The following is a 26,819-nucleotide window of genomic DNA, read 5'->3' on the forward strand; positions in this document are numbered from 1 at the left end:
CTAGAATACTACCTCACTTCGTCGTAGTAAATGTCGAGGGCTTTTTCATAGTCTTGCAGCATTACGTAAATATCTATATTAAAGCCACTTACTCCAGGGCCTAACAACGTGCTTACATGTTGGTCTTTGATATAGGTTTTAATGCCGGCACTTTCCAGCTTTGAACAGATCACCAGGGCTTCGGAATGTGAGCCGACACTGGCTAAATGTATCCATTGATTTTCAATGTCTTTTACTTCCATCGCAAGGTTTCGACGATGTGACGTATTTCCTGCCCTAAAAAGTGTGTAACCGGACCAGTGCTATCTATATTCGGCTGAGAGTGCACATAAGCTGTGCCTCGTAAAAAATGCTTAGTACTGTCGGTAACAAAAAATTGATAGTTTGTAGCTGTATTTCCATAAATCTCGTACAAAATCCCAAAAACGCGCCTTGTCGTATCAACATAAATCGTTTCAGCAATTCCGTCTGCCTTTACTCCGTGTTTAAAGGCAAATTCCTTCGCATCTCGCAGAAGTGTATCGAGATTTGACTTTACAGGTTTGTACGTGAGCTGAATAACCCCGTGAATGCTCTTGAATTCGATATCCTCCCAGCAGGGTTGACTTTGTTTAGCCGTAATGGTGGCCGATTGATTGTATTCAAAGGTGTACGGGCACGGCTGATTGTTGTATTCTTGGTAAATCGTATCTGGTAGAGAAATTCTGAAGTATCCCGTCGGTTTAGGCGTATAAGCTTCATTACACCCAAATAAAATCAAAATAATACCATAAAACTTAAGTGATTTTTTCATTCTGCGTGTTTTGTGACCTTCACCCTTCGAATACGCCTTTTTTCAAAACTTTCCACTTTAAAAGTAAACGGCGGAAATTCAATTTCTTGATTAATGGAAGGGGTGTTTCCGACAATTTCAAGTATTAATCCACCCAGTGTCTCTGCATCGCCTTTTACATCGTCAAACATTTCGTCGTCCACATTCATGATTTTACAGAATTCACCGATTCCAGTTTTTCCTTCGAAAATGTAATTATTTTCATCGATTTGAGTATAAACAGGCGATTCCATGTCGAATTCGTCATTGATTTCGCCCACCACTTCCTCAATTACATCTTCTAAAGTTACCAAGCCAGAGGTACCTCCATATTCGTCGATCACAATAGCTATGTGGATTTTCTTTTGTCGAAATTCCTGAAGTAGATCATCGATCTTTTTCGATTCTGGCACAAAGTACGCAGGTCGTATTTTCGACTTCCAGTCGAAATCCACTTTGTCGATGTGCATCAAAATATCTTTGATATAGAGGATACCCGTGATGTGGTCGAGGTCAATTTCGTACACTGGCAGGCGAGAGTAGCCGGTGTTGCGTATTTCTTTGAGTACATCGGCAAATGAAGAAGTACATGAAACTCCGCAAATGTCCATACGCGGGGTCATCACCTGCTTTACGGTAATGGTACCAAATCGCACAATTTCTTGATAAAGTGAGGTTTCTGACGAATCGTCATCAGCTGTAGTGATTTCAAGAGCCTGTGAAAGATCATCTACAGATATTTTTTCCGTGTATTTGCGCTTGAAATAGTTATCGAAAAAATCTGAAATTTTCAACAAAATATAAATTATTGGTTTGAAGACAAGTGTGAAAAATTGGATAGGTCCAATGAGATTTCGGCTGAGCTGAATTTTGAACTTTGTAGCTAAAATTTTTGGGACGATTTCCCCAAAAATCAGAATCACTGACGTGATAGCAAACAACTCAAAGAGCAATTTGACATTTTCATTGCCCTGAAAATCAAACAATTGATCTGATAAGTAGGTGCTGAGAATTACAATGCTAACGTTTACGAGATTATTACCAATTAAGATAGTTGCGAGAGTTTTCTTCTTATCGTCATAAATTTTGTAGAGCTTATTAGCAAGAGTCTTGTTGTAGACTTTTAAACTCTCTAAATCACTGATTTTCAAAGAAAAAATAGCAACCTCTGCCGATGAAAACAAAGCCGAAATTGCAAGCAGTAGCCACAATATGATTAGAGGAATCAACAGAGCAGGGGTGATTCCTTTGAAAAGTACAATTGCCTGAAGGTACGGGTCCGGATCTGCGTCCAAACGGTTTGAATTTTGGTTAGAATAAAGCCGAATACTTGACCGCCTTTAAAAAGGCAAATCATCGTTTTCCGGCTCTGAGGCAAAAGTAGTACTATCGTGTTTAATTTCTGTTACCTCTGGCGCCTCTTGCTGAATTGATGGGGCAGTAGGTGATGATTGAGCCGTACCTGATCTCGACGAGCCGAGCATTACCATGCTCAATCCCTCGATCTCAGTTGAGTATCTTTTTTGTCCATTCTCTTCCCAAGAGCGGGTTTTGAGTTTGCCTTCTATATAGACTTTATCGCCTTTCTTTAGGTATTTGTGAGCTGTGTCAGCGAGATTTCTCCAAAGGTTTACGGTGTGCCATTCGGTATTTTCAACTTTTTGTCCGTCTTTCATATAGCTTTCTGTGGTTGCAATGCGTAGTTTGGCTACAGTGGCGTTATTCTCGAGCGTTTTATACTCAGGGTCAGCCCCCAAGTTGCCGATGATCATCACTTTGTTAAGAGAACCTGACATATTTCTAAAAAATTTTTGTTACTTCTGCGAATATAGTTAAAACTTTTTTATTCGGATATTTTTGAAAAAAATTTTTGAAACGGAACGGGAAATCCCAAATCGTTGAGTTGATCTCTGTGCACAAATATGAGGGTATCTGGATTCTGTATCAAAGGTAATTTTTTTAAGGTAAAAATTCGAATATACAAGACTTGATGAGACAATATGTGTTTGATATTGAATAGATTGAGATTATTTAGGTGTGTGTTTTCAAAATCCAAAGCGACTTTTTCGTCAAACGTGTCGATCAGTAGCGGCAGCTGATACAGATTTTTCCAGATGTCGCGAGTTCCTCTTTTCTGAACGGCTATTTTTCCATTATTGTCATAAAAGCCGTACAGCATGTATCGGTTTGTTTTTTTAGGTGCCGATTTTCTTACGGGCAAAACATTCCACTTTTGACCGGTGAATGCAAAACACTTTGACATAAGTGGGCATTCTGCACATTTTGGGTTTGAAGGTTTGCAGATAAGCGAGCCCAAATCCATTAACCCTTGATTAAAATGCGATGGGTTTTCACAGATTTTAACGAGTTGATCCGCAAGACTATAAAAGTGCGCTATACTTTTCGAATCGTTTACAGGGACATCAATTCCGAAAAATCTCGATAGAACTCTTTGTACATTCCCATCGACCAAAGGGGTGCGCTTTCCGAAGGCTATGGAAGCAATGGCGCCGGCCGTATATGGGCCTATGCCGGGCAGTTTCATTAATTCTTCTACGGTGTTTGGAAATTGACCCCCTCTGTTGGCTATGATTTTAGCCGTTTTATGCAGGTTGAGTGCACGTGAGTAGTAGCCAAGCCCCTGCCACATGCGCAGAATTTCATCTTCGGGTGCTGAAGCAAGCAATTGAACCTCAGGATATTTTTCAACAAACCGGGCATAGTACCTCATGCCTTGTTCGATGCGCGTCTGCTGAAAGATGATTTCAGCCAACCAAACGTGATATGGACTAGGGTCTTTGCGCCAGGGCAAGGGTCTGTAGTGCTTTTTATACCAATTTTCAACCTGATATACAAAGAAGCGATAGGTTTCGAACAAAGGGGTCATTTTATTGTAATGCGGTGAATTAAAATAAATTAATCATTTTTTAAATCATAGACTGCCATATATTTGCAGCCCTTTAATCAAAAAACGCAACCAAATTAAAATCAACGCAATATGACAAAAGCAGACCTTGTTAACAAAATTTCTGAGAAAACAGGAATGGAGAAAAATGATGTGCAAGCTGTGATTGAGCTTTTTATGAAAGAGATAAAAGAGGCTATGGAGCAAGGCAATGAAGTTTTCCTTCGCGGCTTTGGTAGCTTCATCATCAAGAGAAGAGCCCAAAAGACTGGCAGAAATATTTCTCAAAACACCACCATTACCATTCCTGCACACAATATTCCGGCTTTTAAGCCTGCCAAAGTATTTGTAGAAGCTATCAAGGAAAAAGTACCCGCTAAGTAATAAAGCTGTACTGTGGCTAAAAAGAATCTGCTTATTTCCTTTACGGTAGTTTTACTGGCATCGGCTCTTCTTTACTTGGCACCAAGATATCCGGCGACGGAGAAAACATCTTCTGATAATCAAAATCAGGCTTCTACAAAAACAGATTCGCTTGATGCGATAGTCGATCAAGCCCTCGTAAATCTTCAAAAAGGGGAGGGCAGTCCGATGGAAAGCATCATGGCCATCAGAAGAGTGCTGGAAACTGACCCCAACCATCTGAAAGCCAATTTTACCCTCGGAGCGCTTTCGTTTAGCACTGGGCAGTACGATCGCGCTGTAGAACGAATGAACAAAGTGCTCGAAATAGCGCCTGATACCGAAGAAGCCTATAAAATACTTGCCGATGCCCTACATAAGTCAGGAAAAAGCGATTCGGCCGAGACAGTGATAAAAACATACTTAGCTAAATTCCCTGAAGGACAATTTGTCCAAGATTTCAAAAATTTTTAAAAACCTTTAAAAACATTACTATGCCCTGCGGAAAAAAGAGAAAAAGACACAAAATGGCGACTCACAAGCGCAAGAAAAGACTCAGAAAGAATCGCCACAAGAAGAAGAAGTAATACAGAGCTAATCAACAAGCTAACACTGAGAAATGCCTGAATTCGTTCAGGCATCTTCTGTTTCTATCGAATGCATTACAGCATTGGGAGAAAAATCAATTAATCTCAAATCATTATTAAAGTGAGTACTGATCTATATATACACTCCCGTGCCGATGGAAGCCTGTCTATAGCTCTGATGCGTGACGGAAAACTCATAGAGCTTCACAACGAAAAGGACGATACAGAGTTTAACGTAGGTGACATATATCTGGGCAAGGTAATGAGGCTAGTGCCCGGCCTGAATGCAGCCTTTGTAGAGGTAGGATACGAAAAGGACGCCTTCTTGCACTATCACGACCTTGGACCACAGTTTCAGTCACTTAATAAATTTTTAAAGAGAACTCTTACCGGACGCCAACTATGGAACCTGGCAGACTTCGAACGGGAAGAAGACATAAACAAAGACGGGAATATAGAAGACGTTCTGAAGCCAGGGCAACTTGTGCTCGTTCAGATTGCTAAAGAACCGATCTCGACCAAAGGCCCTAGACTTAGCTCTGAGTTATCGATTGCTGGCCGCTTTTTGGTGCTAGTGCCGTTTACAGATAAAGTATCTGTTTCACAGAAAATTAAAGATAAAGCCGAAAAGCAACGTCTTGTGGAGGAGGCTTCGGCAATACGCCCTCCGGGCTTTGGCATCATTGTTCGCACCGTAGCTGAAGGTAAAACCAAAGAAGAACTGAAGGCTGACCTCGACAACTTGATACGTCGATGGAGGCAGATGCACAAAAGAATCCCAAGCGTAAAACCGCCGGGTAGAGTGCTCAGGGAGCTTAACATTGTATCTTCGGTGCTTCGCGATGTGCTCAACGACTCTTTTGAAAACATCATTGTAGATGACGAAAACTTCTACAATGAAATCATCAATTACCTTCAAGATATTGAGCCTGAAAAAAAAGAGCTTATAAAGCTCTACAAGGGCAAAATTCCAATGTTCGATCACTTCGGTATCGAACGGCAGATAAAGACTTCTTTTGGGCGATCAGTACCAGCTGGAAAAGGGGCTTACTTAATTATTGAGCACACAGAGGCCATGCACGTGATCGATGTCAATAGCGGCAATCGCACCAACAATGAAGAAGACCAAGAAGCCAATGCTCTTGCAGTCAATATGGTGGCTGCTGAAGAAGTAGCCCGTCAGCTACGCTTACGCGATATGGGCGGAATTATTGTAGTCGATTTTATCGACATGCACCGCAGCGAAAACAAAAAAGCCTTGTATGAAAAGCTGAAAGAAGAAATGGCTAAGGACAGGGCAAAACACAAGATCCTGCCACCAAGCAAATTCGGACTCATCGAAATTACTCGCCAACGCGTGCGCCCAGAACTAAATATCAATACTAAAGAAGAAAATCCAGAAGCCTCTCCCGAAATTGAAGCCCCAATCGCGATAATTGACAAAATTGAGAAAAATCTAGAAGGTCTTGTTTCTACCAAAAACTTCAAGAAAGTAGAACTGCATGTTCACCCTTTTGTAGCAGCTTACATCAATCAAGGTTTTTGGCCTTGGCAGAAATTGTCATACAAGTGGAAAAAGAGCAATAAACTCAAGTCATTCACAGTGTTGCCTCGCGATAGTTTTAAATTTTTGGAATTTCACTTCTATGACGAAAATGGCACATTGATCGAATAAAGTAAAAAGCCGGCTAAATATTTAGCCGGCTTTTTTAGTTTCGTAAAAAAAGATCAACTGAATGGATACAGAAGAGCTAAAAAAAATAAAAAAAAGCATAAATGCTTACTGCAGTTATCGAGAGCGTAGTTTGAATGAGGTTAAAAATTACATTAAAAAATTTCGCCTTGAACCTATTGATGAGGATAAAATAATCTGCGAATTGATTGAAAACGACATAGTAAATGACTATCGATATGCACAGATGTTTGTAAGCGGAAAATTTCGCATCAATGGATGGGGAAGAGAAAAAATCGCGTACAATCTTCAGCAGCAAGGAATACCTCAACATATCATCGAAATAGCTCTACAAGCGATAGACGAAGAAGACTATGAAAATGTAGCCCTAAAGCTCCTGAAGAAAAAACAAAAAGAATCAAAAAAAACTTCTTCTCCTTTCGAAATCAGGAAGAAAATGTTTGCCTTTTTAAAATCCAGAGGCTTTGAATCTGAATTGATCAATGACTTATTAAACACACACTTTCGATTATTTGATATGTAGGGTATTTTCAAAGTGATTGAGTGTTCTCTTCACCTTTTACAGCAAAGTCAATATTTCTCTTAAGTCCCTGAAATTTTGTGCGCTTTACAGCCGATTTAGAAAACAACTGGTCAAACAGCTCTTTTTCCATTTGCTCTATCACTTCATCTTTTGTCTGCTTTATAGCGCTTGATGGGTGGAATCGAGGTTCGCTGTGGGGCGTGGCGAAACGGTTCCATGGGCAGACATCCTGACATATGTCGCACCCAAAGATCCAGCCGTTCATTTTGTCTTGATATTCCTGCGGGAGCTCCTTTCTGTATTCGATGGTAAGGTAGGAAATGCAGCGGTTGCTATCGATTATGTAAGGTTTTACGATGGCCTGAGTCGGACATGCATCAATACAGCGCGTGCAAGTACCGCAGTGGTCAGTTACTGGGTCATCAGCTTCGAGCGCAACATCGAGCAGAAGTGTGGCTAAAAAATAGAATGATCCCAATCCTTTGGTGAGCATGAGTGAGTGCTTACCTACCCAGCCGATGCCTGCTCTGCTTGCCCATGCCCTTTCAAGAACAGGGGCTGAGTCAACAAAAGTCTTAAAACCAATACTTCCAAATTTTTCTTGAACCTCTGCCATCAGCTGATGTAGCTTATCTTTTAATACCCGATGATAGTCTTCGCCGTAAGCGTATTTTGAAATTTTGTATTTCTCCAAAGAAAGATTTTGGCTTGGGAAGTAGTTGTGCGAAAGCACGGCTATGGTTTTACACCCATCAAGCAATTTTCTTGGATCTAAACGTTTATCGAAGTGATTTTCCATCCAGAGCATTTCACCATGATAGCCTGCTTTAAGCCAGCGTTCTAGTCGAGGAGCTTCTTCAGTTAAAAACTCAGCTTTTGAAAAACGTACGTCGTTGAATCCGAGTTCAACTGCTCTTTTCTTCAAATAATTTTTGATATCTGAATTATAATACACTGAAGTACAATATTAGAAAGATTTAAAAATTAAAAATAAAGTTTAAAAAGCAATCAAAAAAATACCGAAATATGGGTATTTACGTATTTGATTCAAAAAACTTCTTTTGATGTGTAGAAATAGTTGAATGTTCATGGATTTCTCTCTGTTGCGAAGGTTTTCTCTAAGTACAGTATTTGGTTTCTGCTACTTACTGCTTTCATGCAATTCAGCCAACAGCAAGCAGACGAAGGCAGATAAAGATATTGAAAAATTAGAGGATTCAATTGCATACTCTATAAATCAGAACAACAAATTAAAAACTTATAAAATAGAAGGAAATCGAATAATCGTCCTAGATCCACAGGATAAAATTCATATACATAATCAAAAAAACTAAAAATTAGGTTGTGGTTTGTTGACGTGTCAGGCTTACACATCTGACACAACGGCCCCGAAACGTGATGTGGAGGGGCTTTTTTTTCGAAGTTTAATAGCTCATTGATAATTACTACGATGCAGAAATAACTACTTTTGCATCGCTGAGCAAGTTGCCTTTCCGACATCAAAGTTTTTTCAGATCACAGTTTTTGGGGTTTAAACAGCAGGGGTTGGCGGGTGATTTGCCCGAATATAACCCTAACTTATTATTGCATACATGAACACATTTGAATCATTAGGCCTTAACAGCGCCCTGCTCAGGGCTATTATTGAAATTGGCTACAAAGAGCCCACCCCGGTACAAGCTGAGGCAATACCGCTTTTAATCCAAGAAAATATCGATGTAATCTCGCTGGCACAGACTGGCACCGGCAAGACAGCTGCTTTTGGCCTACCCATGCTCGAGAAGATAACACCGACTGCCAATGGGCGACCACAGGCACTTGTACTTTCGCCTACTCGGGAGCTCTGCATTCAAATTGCAGGTGAATTAGAAAAATTTTCAAAATATCTCAAAGTAGAAATTGTTCCTGTTTACGGTGGGGCAAGTATAAACACCCAAATTCGACGGCTCAAACAAGGCGTTGATATTATCGTAGCTACTCCCGGTAGGCTTATGGACTTGATGGAGAGAGATGTAGTATCGCTCGATGAGATTAAAATCGTAGTACTCGACGAGGCTGATGAAATGCTATCAATGGGTTTTAAAGAAGACATAGATGCTATTTTAAGCCAAACCCCATCGAACAGACTTACATGGCTTTTCTCAGCTACGATGCCCGAAGAAATACGTCGAATTACGAAGACGTACATGAAGAATCCACGTCAGATCTCTGTGGCAGGTGGTGGCCAGGTAAATGAAAACATCGAACACATTTATCACCTCATTGATGGTCGAGATCGTATAAAAGTTCTTACACGTGTACTGGACTACTATCCTGATATTTATGCCATAGTCTTTTGTCAGACAAAAATTGAAACTCAACAAGTGGCTGACCGATTGATTGACCACGGATATCCAGCTGGTTCGCTACACGGCGATATGAGCCAGGCACAGCGCGAGCAGACGATGAATGCCTTTCGCAAACGTGCTATCACAATACTAGTAGCAACCGATGTGGCAGCTCGCGGTATAGATGTAGAAGATGTAACACATGTGATACACTACCATTTGCCCGACGATTTGGAGTCTTTTACCCACCGAAGTGGTCGTACAGCACGTGCAGGAAAAAAAGGCACATCAATAGCTTTGGTTAGCAAAAACGAATTGCATCGACTTCGCACGCTCGAAAAAATCATAAAGCGCAAAATTCAGTATGCCAAGGTACCCTCGGGTATGGAAGTATGTACCCATCAGATGCAATACTTAATCAATCGCATCACTTCAGAAGAGGTGAATCCATTGGCAGTGGAAGAATTTAGACCTATGTTAGATGAACTGCTCGAAAAATATCATCCTCGAGATTTGGTAGAGCGCATCTTCAGTATGGAGTTTAACCGACTGCTAGAAATGTATCGCAATGCGCCTGATCTGAATGTAAACCCCGAAAAAAATGGAAAAGCCTATGACGATACTGTACCAAGCACCGGAGGCCTGCGCAGATGGTATATCAACGTTGGGATAAAAGATGGAATGTATTGGCAAGATGTAAAAGATTTTCTCAAGGAAAAAGGCAATCTCGGTCGGAACGATGTAACCGGAGTTGAAACACTGTCTTCTTTTTCCACATTTAAATGTACAGAGGAAGTAGCCCGTAGAATTCAAAAGGGTCTTCAAGGATTTACCCTTCAAGGGCGTAAAATCTTTATAAAAGAAGACACAAAAAAAGATTTCTCACCCCGTAAACCGGAAAGAGACAGTAGAGATAAGCGAAGAAGCCAAATGCTATAAAGTTCGAAATTCTCTGTATTTGTAAAAAATAACTTCAGATTAAAAAATAGACACCCTCGAATCTTTGGCCTGCCCTTATCTTGCGGCCAATTCATAGCAACGAATTGGCCGCTTTGAAGACAAATATCTACAATTACATTCAAAACAAAGTGCAGCAGGGCACCAAAATGATCGCTGCACTGATTGATCCAGACAAAAACGATGAAAGGTCGCTTTCGAGGATTTTGCCTTATTGTGAAGAAGCCAAGATTGACTTTTTATTTATAGGTGGCTCACTGTTGGTGCGCGATAGATTAGAATTCACCCTTGACTTTATCAAAAATCACTCAAACCTTCCTTGCATACTCTTTCCTGGAAGCGTCATGCAGATTTCATCTAAGGCTGATGCTATTCTCTTTCTTTCGCTTATTTCAGGTCGTAATCCTGAATTGCTTATAGGCAATCACGTAATAGCTGCACCATACATTTATGAAGCCGGTTTGGAGACGATATCTACAGGTTACATGCTCATACACTGTGGCAACTACACCACAGCACACTATATGTCGGGCTGTATGCCCATCCCATCCAACAAGTACGAAATAGCCGCAATGACTGCCTTGGCGGGTCAAATGCTGGGTATGAAGTTAATTTACATGGATGGGGGCTCAGGAGCTGCACATCCCATTGAGCCAGGGATGATCGCAACTGTGCGAAAGATTATACAAATTCCGATTGTAGTAGGGGGTGGCATCAGAACCGAAACGCAAGCCAAACAGGCTTTTGAGGCTGGAGCTGATGTGATTGTTGTAGGAAACGCTTTGGAATCTTCTCCGGAATTATTAATCGACCTGGGAAAATTAAAAAGAAGCTACTCCTCTAATCCTGTTAATTGAAGTAACTTCTCAAGAAGAATTACTGATAATTAAAATCCTATTTTATAACCCAGGCTTAAACCAAAGTTTTGAAATCTTCCAAACATCAGTTGACCATTCAAAAAGAGACTGTTCCAAGACAAAATTGCTCCTACACCTGCGTTTACAAATGAATGCGTAGCACGAAAATCAACCGGATCCTTTACATTAAACTGAACTCCTTGTATAACAGTACTTGGAACTCCGATATAGTCCGAAAATGTGTAATTAAACGTTCCGCGAAGCGCAGCATCAGAGGTCGAATTGATAATATTTACCGATAAATAGGGCTTTATTATTCCGAAACTCTTTGCTACCGTAACATCCAAAGCCATTGACCGCGAATCAATCTCAAAGCGGTTTGGATTTGCATCTTCAACAAAATTTTCGCCAATAAAATTCATTTGATTGTAATTGACTCCGATCAAAAGATCTACCGGCAGATTAAACCATCCGAGTGGATTATGCATAACTGATATGCCGAATGATCCGAATCGGATATCTTCACCTATTACAGTGGGGATGTAACGTAGACCTATTCCAGTATGTATAGGGAACCAGCCTCCCACTTGTATGCTTGCAGTTGGAATAATTGGGGTTTGAAAATCAAATCCATCGGCCACATCTATTTCAGCGCGTACATGGTGTCCTTTGATAGGGTCAAAAATTCTGTTACCATTGTTGTCTGTAACATAAAAAAACAATTCATTATCACTATCTCTACCCACGATGGTCGGCAATATGTTATTTGTCGGGTTGCTCAGTTCAAAATTGGTAGTGCGATTTATCCCAAAAAAGTCAAAATCTTTCATGGAAGCCGGTAAAAAGGATGCACCAGCTGTAATGTTTACAGAAAAGTTGTAAGATTTAGTCGATTCATAAGGCAACTGCCATAATAGGGGATTCACATTTGCAGAACCTTCAAATGCTGGAGACAAATATGCCTCCAGATAGGCGTTCATATTTTGTCTGAATTCATTTGCTATTCGTTCGTTATTAAATTGGGCGGATATCTTTTGAAAAGCATGTAACATAAATACTACCATCAAAAATGTGAGCGTTTTTTTCATTTTTTTCTGTTTTAAATCCAAAAGAAAATTTTGACACAAAGAAAAATTTAAAACTTTTATTGAATCAAAAAATCTGAAAATTTTTGTCCAATGGACAACATGTTTTAAATTAATTAGAACTAGATAATGATTACAGGCAGACAGCAAGCCGATTTGAAAATAAGGAAATAGCGTCAAGTAAGAAAGGAGAGCATCGAATTATGTATTTTATTCCGTTGAACACATTTACTTCTCAAGAGCAATAAATCCTAAACCACTTGTTAATGACAGTTGATTTTTCCAAAAAAGTTTTTTATCAGCAAAAGTGGTAACTACTTTTGCGCCCAAAATTTTTAACCCCATATACCTATTCATTCCATGTCAGCCGTAATAGGAAAGATTTCACAGGTAATCGGTCCGGTAGTGGACGTTACTTTCGATACCACTAATAATGAACTTCCGGGTATTTATGAAGCGCTTGAAATAGTGCGCGACAATGGCCAAAAGCTCATTCTCGAAACCCAACAGCACATCGGAGAAGATACAGTACGCGCCATTGCAATGGACTCAACCGATGGTTTGCAAAGAGGTCAGGAAGTTCGGGCTACAGGTACCAACATTTCAATGCCTACCGGCGAGGCTATTCACGGGCGCCTCTTTAATGTAGTAGGTGAAGCTATCGACGGGATCAAAGATATAACTGAGGGCAAGCGCAGACCAATTCACGCTGCTCCTCCCAAATTTGAAGATTTGTCTACAACCTCTGAAGTGCTCTACACCGGTATCAAAGTTATTGACCTGATTGAGCCTTATGCCAAAGGTGGTAAGATTGGTCTTTTCGGTGGTGCCGGCGTGGGTAAGACGGTGTTGATCCAAGAGCTTATCAACAACATTGCTAAAGGTTATGGTGGTCTCTCCGTATTTGCCGGAGTAGGTGAGCGCACCCGCGAAGGAAATGACCTGCTGCGCGAGATGATCGAATCTGGCATCATTAAATACGGCGATCACTTCATGGAGTCGCTTGAAAAAGGCGGATGGGACCTGAGCAAAATCGATTTTGAACAACTCAAAGAATCAAAAGCTACCTTCGTATTCGGTCAGATGAACGAGCCTCCGGGAGCACGTGCCCGTGTGGCTCTGTCGGGTCTTACCATTGCTGAGTACTTCCGCGATGGCGATGGCGAAGGTCAGGGACGTGACATTCTCTTCTTTATCGACAATATTTTCCGCTTTACGCAAGCTGGATCTGAGGTATCGGCGCTACTGGGTCGTATGCCTTCAGCGGTAGGTTATCAGCCTACCCTGGCTACCGAGATGGGTGCTATGCAAGAGCGCATTACCTCAACTAAGCGCGGGTCCATCACTTCTGTACAAGCGGTGTATGTGCCTGCCGACGACCTTACTGACCCGGCACCAGCGACTACCTTTGCACACCTCGATGCCACTACCGTATTGAGCCGTAAGATTGCAGAGCTCGGAATTTATCCAGCGGTTGATCCGCTTGATTCTACCTCCAGAATCCTGAATCCGGCCATTGTAGGGGAAGAGCACTATCGCTGCGCACAGCGCGTGAAGCAGATTCTACAGCGCTACAAGGAACTTCAGGACATTATTGCCATTCTCGGTATGGACGAGCTCTCTGAAGAAGACAAGCTTGTGGTAAGCCGCGCTCGTCGTGTGCAGAGATTCTTGTCACAGCCCTTCCACGTGGCTGAGCAATTTACTGGTATCCCAGGTGTGTTTGTAAGCATCGAAGACACCATCAAGGGATTTAACATGATTCTGGACGGCCACATGGATAAGTATCCTGAAGCTGCTTTCAATCTGAAGGGTACTATCGAAGACGTAATCGAAGCCGGTGAAAAGATGCTGGCTGAGGCACGATAATTCAATTTAGACAAAATGACCGTAGAAATCGTTTCACCCGAAGGCAAAATTTTTACAGGTACTGCTAAATCGATTCAGCTGCCTGGAACCAATGGCCTTTTTCAGGTGTTAGACAACCACGCACCCCTTATCTCTACCCTTACCGGTGGCAAGCTGAAGCTCGACATCACCGATAAGTCGGCTGAAGGTATCGAGCGCTTTGAAAAACTGAGCAATGGTCAATACATATTCCCGATCAAAGGAGGTGTGGTGGAAGTGCTTTCAAATAAAGTAATCGTTTTGGTCGATTAAACTGCCTTTTCAATTCTGAAAGTATATTAGACCCCGTCATGAGACGGGGTTTTCTATTCTAAAACAAACCCAAGCATTTTCTTCTAAAACGATTCATTGAAATGGATTTCCTCCCAACGCACATCGGCCAGTATGCTGAAGAGCATACGCGATACGAAGGCGATGTACTCGCAGCCCTAGAAAAGGAAACTTATCTGAAAGTGCTAATGCCAAGGATGTGCAGCGGACATCTGCAAGGACAAATCCTGCGGATGTTTACCGCAATGATTCGGCCTACCAGAGTACTGGAGATTGGCACGTATACCGGATACTCCGCCATAGCTATGGCGCAGGCGATGCCCGAAGGTGGACTGCTGCACACCATCGACATCAATCAAGAACTAAAACCCCTTGTTCAAACGTTTATTAAACAAGCTGGATTAGAATCCAGAATCTATCTTCACTTCGGCAACGCTATGCAAATTGTCCCCTCTCTTCATGAACAATGGGATTTGGTCTTTATCGATGCTGATAAAGAGAATTATTTGAATTACTATCAAATGGTGTTGCCCAAAGTGAAGATGGGTGGTTTCATCATTGCTGACAATGTGTTGTGGAGTGGTAAAGTGTGTGATCCCGAGATCAACGATCCAGAAACACAGGCACTTAAAGAATTCAATCACTATGTTCATAAAGATATAAGGGTTGAAAACGTACTGCTGCCCGTGCGCGACGGATTAATGATTCTTCGAAAAGTTTCGAATTAAAAAACTACTGCAAATGCAGCTTCAGGCACCCTCCTATCTGATGGAACTCATCGGCCAAGGCGAAGGCCTACAGCTCGATTTCAAATTTGCCATTAACGACAGCCGAAAAATTGCCATCAGTTTATCAGCCTTTGCCAATACTAAAGGAGGGCGCCTGCTCATCGGCGTAAAAGACAACGGCCGAATAGCCGGCGTGCGCAGCGATGAAGAATTTTACATGATTGAGGCTGCTAATGAAATGTATCTTAACAGACCCTTGCCCCTCACTGTAATTGAGCACGAACAAGAGGGACGCATAGTGCTTGAAGTAATCGTGCCCGAAGACCAAAAGAAAGGCATTAAAGCCATCGATGCACACAACAAAGGTTGGGCCTACATTCGCCATTTTGACCAAAACATTCTCGCCTCACCTGTACACCTTGAGTATTGGCGCTATGCCGCTGATACAGAGCCTAAAAAGCGATTAAATCAACAGCAGATCATCCAATCGCTGCGAATCATTAGCAGTTTCGAAGAGGGTATTTCGCTCGAAAACTTTCAGCGAAGGTCAAACATCCAACGAAAGCAAGCCACAGAGCTGCTTGCTCGATTTCTCTATTGGAATCTGATCAAGACGCACATTGTCAATGGCAGAATCTTGTTCATCGGCACAGAATGCGATTAGCCTCTATGCCCTTTCTGGGATGGCTACTGATCACAGAGCATTTGAAGTGTTTAAAAAACATTTCTCACATCCCTACACATACATCCCTTGGGTAGAGCCTGAGCGCACGGAGTCATTAAGTGACTATACCCAAAGGATGATATCGCCACATTTGAAAGACTCGGGTGCGGTACGCGTAGCCATCGGGCTCTCATTTGGTGGAGTTGTAGCCTTACATGGTCTCGACCAAGGGTTTTTTACCCATGTTATATTGGTCTCTTCAGTTAAAGGCCGCGACGAATTTTCGCCCTTTTTTCGATTTTTAAGAATTGTTCCCATTTATCGAATGCTGCCTGATAGTTGGCTTAAGTCAATCTTAGTGGGCAGCGGATTGATTCCTGCTGGCTTAAGGCACGAGCATCAACTAATGTTTCGGCAGATGTTTGACCAGTTTTCACCCTCTTACTTCAAGTGGTGTGTCGATCGGCTCATACATATCCCTAAATCCAAACAGCAAAAAAATGTATATCATATTCATGGCACGCACGACGAAGTATTTGCCTATCGATATATTTGCAGTGCTGAGGCAGTGCCGGGCGGCTCACATCTGATGATCGTTACCAGAGCCAAGGAAATCAGCCGAATGGTCGAGCAAATACTGCAACAAATTAAGCAAACGAATACCATCCAAGTTTGAATCCAGAAAAATTACTCAACGAGCTGAACGAGGTACAACGCCAGGCTGTGGTACATACCGAGGGGCCTCTAATGATTATAGCTGGTGCAGGCTCAGGTAAGACGCGTGTTCTTACCTACCGCATAGCCTGGCTGATGCTTCATAATATCGACCCCTTCAATATTCTCGCGCTTACATTTACCAACAAAGCGGCTCGCGAAATGAAAGAGCGCATCGCTCAAGTGGTGGGCGCTTCTGAAGCAAAAAACCTTTGGATGGGCACCTTCCATTCCATCTTCGCTCGACTGCTGCGCGTTGATGGACACTTGCTGGGCTATCCCTCCAATTTTACCATTTACGATACCGACGACTCCGAAAAACTCATTGCTCAGATCGTAAAAGAGCGAAACCTCGACAAAGACATTTACAAGCCCAAAAAAATTCTCAATCGAATATCTAATCTAAAAAACAACCTGATCATCCCCCAATACTACGACCGCTTCCCGGAGCTGTTCGAATACGATGAAGCTGCTAAGATTCCAGAATTTAAAAACGTTTATTCTGCCTATGTAGAGCGCTGCTTTAAGGCCGGCGCTATGGATTTCGACGATATTCTGCTTAAAACCAACGAATTACTCGGAACCTTCCCCGAAATCTTGGCCAAATACCAAGACCGTTTTCGCTACATTCTGGTCGATGAGTATCAAGACACCAATCACAGTCAATACATCATCGTAAAGGCACTGGCCAATAAATTTGAAAACATCTGTGTAGTAGGCGACGATGCGCAGTCGATCTATGCCTTCAGAGGGGCAAACATTCGAAATATTTTAAGCTTTCAAAAAGATTACCCCGACTGCAAAATATTCAAACTCGAGCAAAACTACCGCTCAACCCAGAACATCGTAAAAGCTGCAAACTCCCTGATTGCCAAAAATCGCGATCAACTCAAAAAGGAAGTTTGGACAGCCAACGAACCTGGCGAAAAAATCACGATCTACAAGGCGCTGGACGAGGCTGAAGAAGCGCAATACATCGCAGAGCGCATTATGGAGTGGCATCTATCGCGGCAGATGGACTTCAGCAATTTTGCCATCCTCTATCGTACCAATGCGCAGAGCCGCGCCCTCGAAGAAGTGCTGCGCCGAAAAAACATCCCCTATCGCATCTTTGGAGGTACGAGCTTCTACCAGCGCAAAGAGGTAAAAGACATGCTTGCCTACTTGCGTTTGGCCGTGAATCCTAATGACGAAGAGGCCCTTCGGCGGGTCATCAACTACCCAGCCCGCGGAATCGGCCAGACTACCCTCGATAAACTGACCATTTTAGCCGATAGATACAATACTACCTTGTGGTCTATTTGCGAAAACGCCTTACTCTACTCCCGCGACCTTGGCTCGGCAATAGCCCAAAAAGTAAGTGATTTTGCCACCATGATCAAAGGCTTTGGGGTAATGGCCAAAAAAGAAAGCGCCTGGGATGTAGCGGAACATATTTTTAAAACCTCCGGCCTACTCCGCGCCTTAAAAGAGGATAGCACTGAAGAAGGCATCTCAAGGCTTGGCAACGTACAAGAGTTGCTCAACAGCATTAAAGCCTTTAACGACAAACAACTTGAGCTCGAAGCCGATAACGACATTTCGCTCGACTATTTCCTGCAGGAAATCGCCCTGCTGACCTCAGCCGATCAAGACGACAAAACCGATCCAAACCGAGTGTCGCTTATGACCCTTCACTTGGCCAAAGGTTTGGAATTTCCCGTTGTCTTTATTCCGGGAATGGAAGAAGAACTCTTTCCTTCAGCTATGATGATGAACAGCAGAGCCGATCTCGAAGAGGAGCGTCGCTTGTTTTACGTCGGAATCACTCGAGCCAAAAAAAAGTTGTACCTCACCTTCACGCACATGCGCACGCGCTATGGTCGCACAGCAGATTGCGAGCCAAGCCGCTTCCTCGAAGAGATTGACGATGAATACACCGAGTTGATCGTTCCTGGCATTCGAACTACTGGACCCACCTTCCTCGGTGGGGTTCCCAATTTAGATGGTCTGGGTATTTCAAGGCCATATAAAAGCAATTTTATTTCATCAAAACAAACGTTGCCCCCGAATTTTCCGCCTGGCATTAGGCCTCTCCAGCCATCAGAAACTCCTGCTCAAAAATTAAATAGTCCGTCAGAGCCCCCACCTCAAGGTGAATTTACTACAGATGCCCACCCGGGGGATCGCGTCTATCACCAAAAATTTGGCTATGGAAAAGTGCTCTCTGTCGAAGGCACTGGCGTCAATAAAAAAGCTTCTGTAGCCTTCGATCAAGTTGGTGAAAAGAAACTTCTGCTCCAATACGCCAAACTCATTAAAGTAACTTCTTGATTCTATAAAAAATGTCAAACGAACAACACCACCTCACCTATAACACATCGCTCGAGCCTCTCATCATACCAGAATACGGACGCATCGTGCACAAGATGATTCAATACACCATCAACCTGCCCACCAAAGAAGAACGCAACCGAGCCGCTCGAGCTATCATTGAAGTAATTGGCAACCTCAACCCGCAGCTGCGCGATCATCAAGACTTCCGCCACAAGCTCTGGGATCACCTCTTTCTGATGAGCGATTTCAAGCTCGATGTCGATAGTCCTTACCCCATTCCTACACGTGAACAGCTCTCCGAACCACCCCGCAGGCTTAGCTACCCTCAGAAGTCAGCGCATTACCGATACTACGGCACCATCATCCGCCAGATGATCAAAAAAGCCATCGAAATGCCTGAAGGCGAAGAAAAGTACAACTACATTCGCCTCATTGCCAATCAGATGAAAAAAACCTATCTGCAGTGGAACAAAGAAACCGTAGAAGACGAAGTCATACTCAACGACATCCGCGAGCTCTCCAATGGCGCACTAAACCTTAGCGAACTCACCCTCACCTCAAGTCAGGCCCTGCGCAAAATGACCAGCCAAACCAACCAACACGCCAAAAAGAAAAACGGCTTCAAAAAGAACCAGAAAAACTACGGCAAACACAAAAAAAATTTTAAAAAATAACATCGCCCTTACATGAGTCAGTTTAAAATCTACGGCGGAAAAAAACTACAAGGAACCATTGAACCTCAAGGTGCGAAAAACGAAGCCTTACAAGTGCTCTGCGCTGTACTGCTCACATCAGAGCCGGTCACTATTCACAATCTGCCCGACATCGTAGATGTAAACCGACTTATCGACCTACTCGCCAGCCTTGGCGTCAAGGTTACCCGGCACTCACCTCATTCCTACACTTTTCAGGCTGACGCTGTCGATATAGACTACCTTTATAGCGACGACTTCCGCCGAAAAGGTGCAGCCCTCCGCGGCTCCGTCATGATCGTAGGCCCCCTGCTTACCCGTTTTGGCAAGGGCTACATCCCTAAGCCCGGTGGCGACAAGATTGGCCGCCGTCGTCTCGATACCCACTTTGATGGCTTCCTCAAGCTCGGCGCCACCCTCCGTGGCAATCCGGGTGAAAATTTCTACGGCGTAGAGTCTAATGGCCGTCTGCGCGGCACCTACATGCTCCTCGACGAAGCTTCCGTCACCGGCACGGCCAACATCATCATGGCTGCTGTTTTGGCCGAAGGTACCACCACCATCTACCATGCAGCCTGTGAACCTTACATACAGCAGCTCTGCCGCATGCTCAATTCTATGGGCGCCCGCATCGAAGGCATAGGCTCCAATCTGCTTACCATTCATGGTGTAGAGGCCCTTCAAGGCACCACACACACCTGCTTGCCCGATATGATCGAGGTGGGCTCTTTCATCGGTCTGGCCGCCATCACCGGCTCTGAAATCACCATTGCCAATGCCGGTGTAGAGCACCTGGGCCAGATACCCACCGTCTTCCGGCGCCTGGGCATTCAGCTCCAAATAAATGGTGACGACATCCACGTACCTGCCCACGAGCAGTACGAGATCGACACTTTTATGGACGGCTCTATCATGACCATTTCCGATGCGCCTTGGCCTGGCTTCACACCCGACTTGCTCTCTATTGTACTCGTCACTGCCACCCAAGCCCGCGGCAGCGTACTCATCCACCAGAAGATGTTCGAATCGCGCCTCTTCTTCGTCGATAAACTTATCGATATGGGCGCCCAGATCATTCTGTGCGATCCCCATCGCGCCACCGTCATCGGCCTCGATCGCCGTCAACCCCTGCGCCCTGCCACCATGAGCTCTCCCGACATTCGCGCTGGTGTTTCACTCCTCATCGCAGCCCTCAGCGCCGACGGAGTCTCCACCATTCACAACATCGAACAGATAGACCGCGGCTACCAAAACATCGAACACCGCCTCCGCCAGCTCGGCGCCGAAATCGAGCGCATCGGTTAAAAAAACCGTTACCGCCCACATTCTTAATCTTTCCAAAGTATTTTTTGGTATTTGGGCGTGCCCCTCGCCGACTGCCCTATAGGGCAGCTGCTCGGGTCGGGCTAGTGGCTCTTATTCGCCTTGCAGCTGTGGGCGGCACATCGCGCTGCGTTGTCTGCCCTTCGGGTCAGCCAGCCTCGCGCTGTGTGCCGCAAAACCTCACCTGCTGCGGCTCATATCCGCCACTATCCCTCACGCGTTGCGCGGCAAGGCCGCGCTGAGCTTTAAACTTTATCTAAAACGAAAACCTTTTTCCGCACCTTTTTGCGTGGGTTGTGGGCAAATCTCCCTCTCTTTAAATCTACCAGATTTAGAGGGGGGATCAGGGGGGGGTGAATAAAAAATTCTATCGAAATCGAGCCATACCTACCCTCTTTTCAGTACATTTATTCAAAAGCTTCTCAAATGGATTCTCGATTCAAAATCTACTCGGCTTCAGCCGGTTCAGGAAAGACCTTCAACCTCGCCCTTGAATATCTAACCCTCTGCCTAAAAGGCCACGAGTACACTTTCCGCGAAATTCTCGCCATCACCTTTACCAACAAGGCCGCCGACGAAATGAAGTCGAGAATCCTCAATTACCTCTACAAGCTCTCAATCAATGACTCGTCAAACTCTTTCCTGGCATTTCGCGACGCTCTTGTAAAAAATACACAACTTTCACCCGATCAACTCTCAGAAAAAGCCAGGAAAACCCTCTTCGCTATACTCCACGATTTCTCCGCCTTCTACGTAATCACCATTGATTCCTTTTTTGTCCAAGTTTTTCGATCCTTTTCAGCGGATTTACTCATATCATCTTCCAGAAAGCCAAGTATTGACCAAGAGCTGCTCGAAGACCTTGCCCTCGACGATGTATTGAGTGCTCTGGGTATCAACACAGACTTTACCAACTTTTTCCAGGATTACTTGAGAAAACAGTTTTCCGATCCTGAAGAAAACGATATAAATCCACTTTATACATTAAGAAATCTGATACAAAAAGTTTCCAAAGATGCCTCTTATCAATTACTACTTGCGCTCAAAGACATTTCTTACGAAGATTTTAAGACAAAAATTGAGCAACTTAGGACTAAAAAAACTGAAATATTACTTTCTGTTTCAGAAATAAATCAACAAATCAAGAACATATTTCAAACCAGTGGAATACAACAAGAATACTGCTCCAGAGGCACACTTTACAAGCTCTATTTTGAAAAGTTATCTTCACAACCTTTAGATATTAATAAATGCATTCAAGATATTGAAAGAATAATTGAAAGAGAATGGCGTGAGCACTTTAAAAAAGATGCACAAAAATTTTTATTTTCTATTGATAAAATACAGGAAGATGTCATCAACTCAACTAAACAGATTCTCAACAACCTGTTTAAAATTCAATTCATCGACAATATTTTAAGTCTCTCATCCCTTCTTGTCATTCTTCGAGATGCTGAAAATTCACTAAATAAACTCAGTGACGAAGAGAATCTCATCCTCTTGAGCGATATATCCCGTATAATAAACGAACATATACGTCAGGAATCCGGAGACTTCATTTACGAAAAAATAGGAAATCGATTCAAACATATTTTCATCGATGAATTTCAGGATACATCAAAACGTCAATGGCAAAATATGTATCCATTGATTGTTAATGCTCTTTCAATCGATGGTTCGGTAAAATTAATTGGCGATCCCAAACAGAGCATTTACCGATTCCGCAATGCCGATAGCAAACAAATGCTTCAGCTTATTAATAACCAATATTTAGAAAAATATCCAATCACACCACAAAAAATTTCGTTAAACAAAAACTTCAGAAGTGCGAAAAATATTGTAGAATTCAATAACAAAATATTTACCTTCATCCGCGAAAATTACAGGAATTATAACACAATTCACCAATCCTTAGCAGATGTAGTTCAGCAAGCAAGCATTCAAAATGAAGGGTATGTTGAAATTAAAAAATTTGACCAAGATCAATACAATGAAAATACACTAGAATACGTAGCAAGTATTATTCAAAACAAGGTTCAACAGGGTTATCAGTTACGCGATATCGCCATCCTTGTAAGAAATAAACAAAATGGCAGATTGCTTGCTAATAGTCTGATTAATTATCACCTTAACAACGGCGAGCGCATAGAGGTCACTTCTTCTGAATCTTTCCTGCTAAAAGGGAACCCAAAGCTCAATATACTGATTAATACACTTCGCGTAATAGACAACACCGATAATAAAACCGCATCCATTGAGTTACTTTATGATCTCATGAAATCGGGCATTTTATCATCGATCGATTCTGAACATTCTTTACTCTTTGATTTTGCTAATTTCGATACTCATATTTTCAAATTTTTTAAACAAAAGAAATTGTTTCCTCAATTAAGTGAAAATCCCGTTTTTGAAGACATTTATCATCTAAGAAAAATTAGTATTGATGAGTTAATAAATCTTCTCATAAAGTCTTACAATTTCGGTCAAGAATCTGACGCCTTTATTGCTGCTTTTGTTGACCTTGTTTATGATTATTGTAATAATACAAACAAAGTAGATATTACAAGTTTTTTACACTATTGGGATAATGTATTAAATGAAGAATTTAGTATTAATACCTCATCCACAATAAATGCTGTACAAATTATGACCATTCACAAAGCCAAGGGCTTGGAATGGCCGGTAGTGATACTTCCTTTTTTTGATTTTAAGATGTTTAAAACAGAGCAGGAAATTATTGAACTCGAAGAAGATGAATATTTTTTAAAAAGTGCACTTGTAAAAGTACGAAAAAGCGATAAATGGCCAAAACCATATGAAATTCTAAGAAATGAATTTATCGAACATCAACTGGCCGACAATCTAAACCTGATGTACGTCGCCATGACTCGTGCCAAAGAAGAAATGTTTATCAGCATACATAAAACGCCTTCAAATGATGAAATTTCAAACCTTTTGCACAGTGCAGTTTCATATGTTTATGGATGCTCTGAAATAGAAGAAATCTTTGTTTTAGGTGATGTCGATGTAAATATCAATCAGCCTGAAGCACAATCAATTTCAGAACCTACATATATCGATACATCCGATTGGAGAAAAGTTTTAAAAATTGCTCCTGTATATAGTTCATCTATTAACCAAAAGGTCGCTGAAGGCAGCAAGATGCATGCATTACTATCTACTTGTTATTCCGTAAAAGATTTTGAACAAAAATTAGAAACCTTAGATCAAAATGATAGTACTTACCATGCTTTTAAAAATTTAACAGAAACCATTCAAAATTCCGAAGAATTAAGAAGATTTTATTCTGCTGACCGAATTTTGAATGAGAGAAAAATACTCGTAAAAGGCCAATATTTTGTACCCGATTCAATGGCCATTAATGGAAATAAAATCAGCATTTTAGAATACAAAACTGGTGTAAAAAAATCAGAACACTTTCACCAGCTGAAAACCTACATGCGCTTAGCCGCCGATGCAGGCTATTTGATCGACAGCGGATACCTTATTTATGTAAACCACGAAAGTGTCGAATTTGAAAAAGTTCTTCCCGATTAGCCTTGTTAGCATTAGACTCCTTCTATCATTAAAATATTTTTTCACACGGCATACCCCCAATCTGTTGGATATTTGGCCACAAAAGCTCTACTTGCATGACAAATGCACAACCAGATGTTAGCGTCGTAGTGCCTCTATACAACGAAGAGGAATCTCTTCGCGAACTCTTTGAATGGATCAAGCGCGTGTGCGATGAACACAAGCTATCGTTTGAAGTCATAATGGTCGATGATGGAAGCACCGATGGCTCATGGCGGGTAATTGAAGAACTTGCTTCTCAGCATCCCGAAGTACGCGGCATATCCTTTCGTCGCAATCAAGGCAAATCAGCCGGTCTGAACGCGGGCTTCAGAGCCGCTAAAGGCCGAGTAGTCATCACCATGGACGCCGATCTGCAGGACAGCCCCGACGAAATTCCTGCCCTCTATCAAATGATTTCTGGCGAAGGCTACGACCTCGTATCCGGCTGGAAGAAGAAGCGCTACGACCCACTCAGCAAGACCATTCCTACCAAACTCTTCAACTGGGCTACTCGCCGAATGTCGGGCATTCACCTCAATGACTTCAATTGCGGCCTTAAGGCCTATAAGCTCGAGGTAGTGAAGCACATCGAAGTGTACGGCGAGCTGCATCGCTACATTCCTGTGCTGGCCAAGAGTGCAGGCTTCTCGCGCATCGGCGAAAAGGTCGTGGTACACCGTCCTCGCAAGTACGGGCACACCAAGTTTGGCTGGGAGCGGTTCGTTAACGGCTTTCTCGACCTCGTTACCCTCGCCTTTGTAAGCCGATTCAGCAAGCGCCCCATGCACTTTTTTGGACTGCTAGGTACCCTCATGTTTGTCTTCGGATTTTCTGCCGCAGCATACATCGGCATCTCAAAACTCATTGCCCTCAAAAAGGGCATCCCAGCCATCCTCGTCGCCGACAATCCCTGGTTTTACATCTCCCTCACTTCCATGATTCTCGGCACCCAGCTCTTCCTCGCCGGATTTTTGGCCGAACTCATCATCCGAAACAATCCCCGCAAATTCGACCCTGCCATCGTCGAACGCACAGCCAATCTAAACCGCGCTGACCTCTATGAGTCAAGGTAATCCCCTCTATTTCAGCCTCATTACCCCCACCTTTGGCCGGCCTGATGAGGTGGTCGAATTTTTAGAGAGCCTGCTCGCGCAGCAATATCCCCATTTCGAAGTCATCGTGAGCGACGGCACACCCGGCGACACACTCCGGCCCCTCCTCCGTCGATTCGAAAACAACCCCACTTATCCCCTTACCATCCTCTTCACCGAATACATCGGCGTCAGTCCCGCCCGCAATGCAGCCGCAGCCGTAGCTAAAGGCGATTACCTCATCTTTCTCGACTCCGACTGCATCATCCCACCCGACTACCTCACCAAAGTAGCCGACTACCTCGTAAAAAATCCCGACATCGCCCTCTTTGGCGGGCCTGACCTTGCAGCATCCGGCTTTACACCCCTGCAGAAAGCCATCAACTTTTCCATGACCTCCTTCCTCACCACCGGCGGCATCCGCGGAGGCAAGCGCACCATTGGCACCTACCTTCCCCGCGGCTTCAATATGGGCGTAAAACGCTCCGTATTCCAAGCCGTCAAGGGCTATTCCGACTTCGTCTGTGCCGAAGACATTGAGCTCAGCATCCGAATCCTCAAGGCCGGCTACCGCTCCGCCTATATCCCTGAGGCCGGGGTATATCACAAGCGTCGCACTACGCTCAAAAAATTCTTCCGCCAGGTCTATCGCTTTGGAGCAGCACGTCTCCTGCTCAACGAGCGCCACCCCGGCAATCTCAAGCTTACCCATCTCTTTCCCCTTCTTTTCAGCCTCGGGCTTATACTCGCCCTTCTGCTTTTGCCCCTTACCGAATGGCCCTTTGTGCTCTACGCCATCTACTTTAGCCTAATCATGATCTTTTCAACCCTCACCAACGAAAGCTCCAAAATAGGCCTGCTCACCGTAGTTACTACCCTCGTGATGATGGCCGGCTATGGCTACGGCATGGCCCGCAATGGCTGGGAGATGTACATCAAAGGGAATAAAAAAGGCATCAAACTGTAAGCCGTAACCCACCGTTCAATACCCTAGTATTGGTTGTTTCTTTTATTGGGTCTTGGTTTTCTTTTTTTGGGCGTGCCCCAGGCGAAGGAGCCGACGGGTGCTTTCGCCTACGGGTATTCCCAGGCAAAGGGCAAACTATCTCCTTCGCCTGGGTCGGGCTATCCGCTCATATTCGCCTTGCGCGTGGGCGCATCACAGCCTGGGTGCGTTGTCTGCCCTTCGGTCCAGCCATCCGCTCCCAGTGTGCTGCAGCCCACCCGCTGCGGCTCATATCCGCTTCTATCCCTCACGCGAGAAGAAGCTGTCCTAAAAGAGGGCAGCTTTTTTTTATCAGTTTTTAAATGGTATTTAATGTTACAAAAAATGAATTAGACTTAAAGCAGGTTTTTGGTAGTGATATTTCAAAAAATTGATTTTTGA

General features: G+C 43.3%; 24 protein-coding genes. 17 read left to right on the top strand and 7 right to left on the bottom strand.

The window, feature by feature from the left end:
- Positions 1-8: 8 nt before the first annotated feature.
- Genes EIP89_RS09925 through mutY form a run of 5 tightly spaced genes read right to left on the bottom strand, consistent with a single transcriptional unit; the run spans position 9 to position 3,698 of the window.
- Positions 9-242, bottom strand: coding sequence for a putative signal transducing protein (locus tag EIP89_RS09925; RefSeq protein WP_124398527.1), 234 nt, complete (start codon positions 240-242; stop codon positions 9-11).
- The gene (gldD, locus tag EIP89_RS09930; protein ID WP_124398528.1) at positions 233-793 is read right to left on the bottom strand and encodes a gliding motility lipoprotein GldD; all 561 of its coding nucleotides are present in this window, start codon (positions 791-793) and stop codon (positions 233-235) included. The genes EIP89_RS09925 and gldD overlap by 10 nt, the downstream gene beginning before the upstream one ends.
- Positions 790-2,106 (bottom strand): gliding motility-associated protein GldE, encoded by a 1,317-nt coding sequence (gene gldE, locus EIP89_RS09935; protein ID WP_160160582.1) that lies wholly within the window; start codon positions 2,104-2,106, stop codon positions 790-792. Before gldE ends, gldD begins: the two co-directional genes overlap by 4 nt.
- A gap of 45 nt (positions 2,107-2,151) precedes the next feature.
- Positions 2,152-2,607, bottom strand: a complete 456-nt coding sequence (locus EIP89_RS09940) for a single-stranded DNA-binding protein (RefSeq protein ID WP_124398530.1) — start codon at positions 2,605-2,607, stop codon at positions 2,152-2,154.
- Between the two features lie 47 nt (positions 2,608-2,654).
- Positions 2,655-3,698: an A/G-specific adenine glycosylase gene (gene mutY / locus EIP89_RS09945; protein WP_124398531.1), complete on the bottom strand. Its 1,044-nt coding sequence runs from the start codon at positions 3,696-3,698 to the stop codon at positions 2,655-2,657.
- A gap of 111 nt (positions 3,699-3,809) precedes the next feature.
- On the opposite strand from mutY, the gene EIP89_RS09950 reads away from it, so the two are divergent.
- The 4 genes from EIP89_RS09950 (at position 3,810) to EIP89_RS09965 (ending at position 6,921) form a co-directional block, all read left to right on the top strand.
- The gene (locus tag EIP89_RS09950) at positions 3,810-4,100 is read left to right on the top strand and encodes an HU family DNA-binding protein (protein WP_124398532.1); all 291 of its coding nucleotides are present in this window, start codon (positions 3,810-3,812) and stop codon (positions 4,098-4,100) included.
- Between the two features lie 12 nt (positions 4,101-4,112).
- The gene (locus EIP89_RS09955; protein ID WP_124398533.1) at positions 4,113-4,592 is read left to right on the top strand and encodes a tetratricopeptide repeat protein; all 480 of its coding nucleotides are present in this window, start codon (positions 4,113-4,115) and stop codon (positions 4,590-4,592) included.
- A gap of 234 nt (positions 4,593-4,826) precedes the next feature.
- On the top strand, positions 4,827-6,380 hold the full coding sequence (locus tag EIP89_RS09960) for an Rne/Rng family ribonuclease (protein WP_124398534.1): 1,554 nt from the start codon (positions 4,827-4,829) through the stop codon (positions 6,378-6,380).
- 61 nt (positions 6,381-6,441) lie between these two features.
- A complete protein-coding gene (locus tag EIP89_RS09965) occupies positions 6,442-6,921 on the top strand; it encodes a regulatory protein RecX (RefSeq protein WP_124398535.1) in 480 nt (159 codons plus the stop codon).
- Positions 6,922-6,928: 7 nt separating this feature from the next.
- Here the strand turns inward: EIP89_RS09965 and queG are convergent, their stop codons facing one another.
- Complete coding sequence (gene queG, locus EIP89_RS09970) at positions 6,929-7,846, bottom strand: tRNA epoxyqueuosine(34) reductase QueG (protein ID WP_245966139.1); 918 nt, start codon at positions 7,844-7,846, stop codon at positions 6,929-6,931.
- Positions 7,847-8,513: 667 nt separating this feature from the next.
- On the opposite strand from queG, the gene EIP89_RS09975 reads away from it, so the two are divergent.
- Positions 8,514-10,187, top strand: a complete 1,674-nt coding sequence (locus EIP89_RS09975) for a DEAD/DEAH box helicase (protein ID WP_124398537.1) — start codon at positions 8,514-8,516, stop codon at positions 10,185-10,187.
- Between the two features lie 113 nt (positions 10,188-10,300).
- Complete coding sequence (locus tag EIP89_RS09980; protein ID WP_245966140.1) at positions 10,301-11,062, top strand: phosphoglycerol geranylgeranyltransferase; 762 nt, start codon at positions 10,301-10,303, stop codon at positions 11,060-11,062.
- 29 nt (positions 11,063-11,091) lie between these two features.
- Here EIP89_RS09980 and EIP89_RS09985 read toward each other — a convergent pair whose 3' ends face one another.
- Complete coding sequence (locus EIP89_RS09985; protein WP_124398538.1) at positions 11,092-12,150, bottom strand: DUF6588 family protein; 1,059 nt, start codon at positions 12,148-12,150, stop codon at positions 11,092-11,094.
- Positions 12,151-12,507: 357 nt separating this feature from the next.
- Here EIP89_RS09985 and atpD point away from each other — a divergent pair, with 357 nt between their 5' ends.
- From atpD to EIP89_RS10040, 11 genes are all read left to right on the top strand, one after another.
- Complete coding sequence (gene atpD, locus EIP89_RS09990; RefSeq protein ID WP_124398539.1) at positions 12,508-14,016, top strand: F0F1 ATP synthase subunit beta; 1,509 nt, start codon at positions 12,508-12,510, stop codon at positions 14,014-14,016.
- Between the two features lie 15 nt (positions 14,017-14,031).
- Positions 14,032-14,307 (top strand): F0F1 ATP synthase subunit delta/epsilon, encoded by a 276-nt coding sequence (locus EIP89_RS09995; protein WP_124398540.1) that lies wholly within the window; start codon positions 14,032-14,034, stop codon positions 14,305-14,307.
- Between the two features lie 101 nt (positions 14,308-14,408).
- The gene (locus EIP89_RS10000; RefSeq protein WP_124398541.1) at positions 14,409-15,053 is read left to right on the top strand and encodes an O-methyltransferase; all 645 of its coding nucleotides are present in this window, start codon (positions 14,409-14,411) and stop codon (positions 15,051-15,053) included.
- A gap of 13 nt (positions 15,054-15,066) precedes the next feature.
- The gene (locus EIP89_RS10005; protein WP_124398542.1) at positions 15,067-15,717 is read left to right on the top strand and encodes an AlbA family DNA-binding domain-containing protein; all 651 of its coding nucleotides are present in this window, start codon (positions 15,067-15,069) and stop codon (positions 15,715-15,717) included.
- Positions 15,680-16,393 carry an alpha/beta hydrolase gene (locus tag EIP89_RS10010; protein ID WP_124398543.1) on the top strand — a complete coding sequence of 238 codons (714 nt, stop codon included), beginning with the start codon at positions 15,680-15,682 and terminating at the stop codon, positions 16,391-16,393. The genes EIP89_RS10005 and EIP89_RS10010 overlap by 38 nt, the downstream gene beginning before the upstream one ends.
- Positions 16,390-18,744 carry an ATP-dependent helicase gene (locus tag EIP89_RS10015; RefSeq protein ID WP_245966141.1) on the top strand — a complete coding sequence of 785 codons (2,355 nt, stop codon included), beginning with the start codon at positions 16,390-16,392 and terminating at the stop codon, positions 18,742-18,744. Before EIP89_RS10010 ends, EIP89_RS10015 begins: the two co-directional genes overlap by 4 nt.
- Positions 18,745-18,755: 11 nt before the next feature.
- Positions 18,756-19,421, top strand: coding sequence for a DUF4290 domain-containing protein (locus EIP89_RS10020; RefSeq protein ID WP_124398544.1), 666 nt, complete (start codon positions 18,756-18,758; stop codon positions 19,419-19,421).
- Between the two features lie 12 nt (positions 19,422-19,433).
- A complete protein-coding gene (gene murA, locus EIP89_RS10025; protein WP_124398545.1) occupies positions 19,434-20,744 on the top strand; it encodes a UDP-N-acetylglucosamine 1-carboxyvinyltransferase in 1,311 nt (436 codons plus the stop codon).
- A gap of 444 nt (positions 20,745-21,188) precedes the next feature.
- Positions 21,189-24,320: a UvrD-helicase domain-containing protein gene (locus EIP89_RS10030; RefSeq protein ID WP_124398546.1), complete on the top strand. Its 3,132-nt coding sequence runs from the start codon at positions 21,189-21,191 to the stop codon at positions 24,318-24,320.
- 95 nt (positions 24,321-24,415) lie between these two features.
- Entirely contained in the window at positions 24,416-25,414 is a 999-nt protein-coding gene (locus EIP89_RS10035) for a glycosyltransferase family 2 protein (RefSeq protein ID WP_124398547.1), read from the top strand.
- On the top strand, positions 25,401-26,399 hold the full coding sequence (locus EIP89_RS10040) for a glycosyltransferase (protein WP_124398548.1): 999 nt from the start codon (positions 25,401-25,403) through the stop codon (positions 26,397-26,399). Before EIP89_RS10035 ends, EIP89_RS10040 begins: the two co-directional genes overlap by 14 nt.
- Positions 26,400-26,819: the final 420 nt, after the last annotated feature.

This window comes from Thermaurantimonas aggregans (assembly GCF_003851885.1).
Lineage (GTDB): Bacteria > Bacteroidota > Bacteroidia > Flavobacteriales > Schleiferiaceae > Thermaurantimonas > Thermaurantimonas aggregans.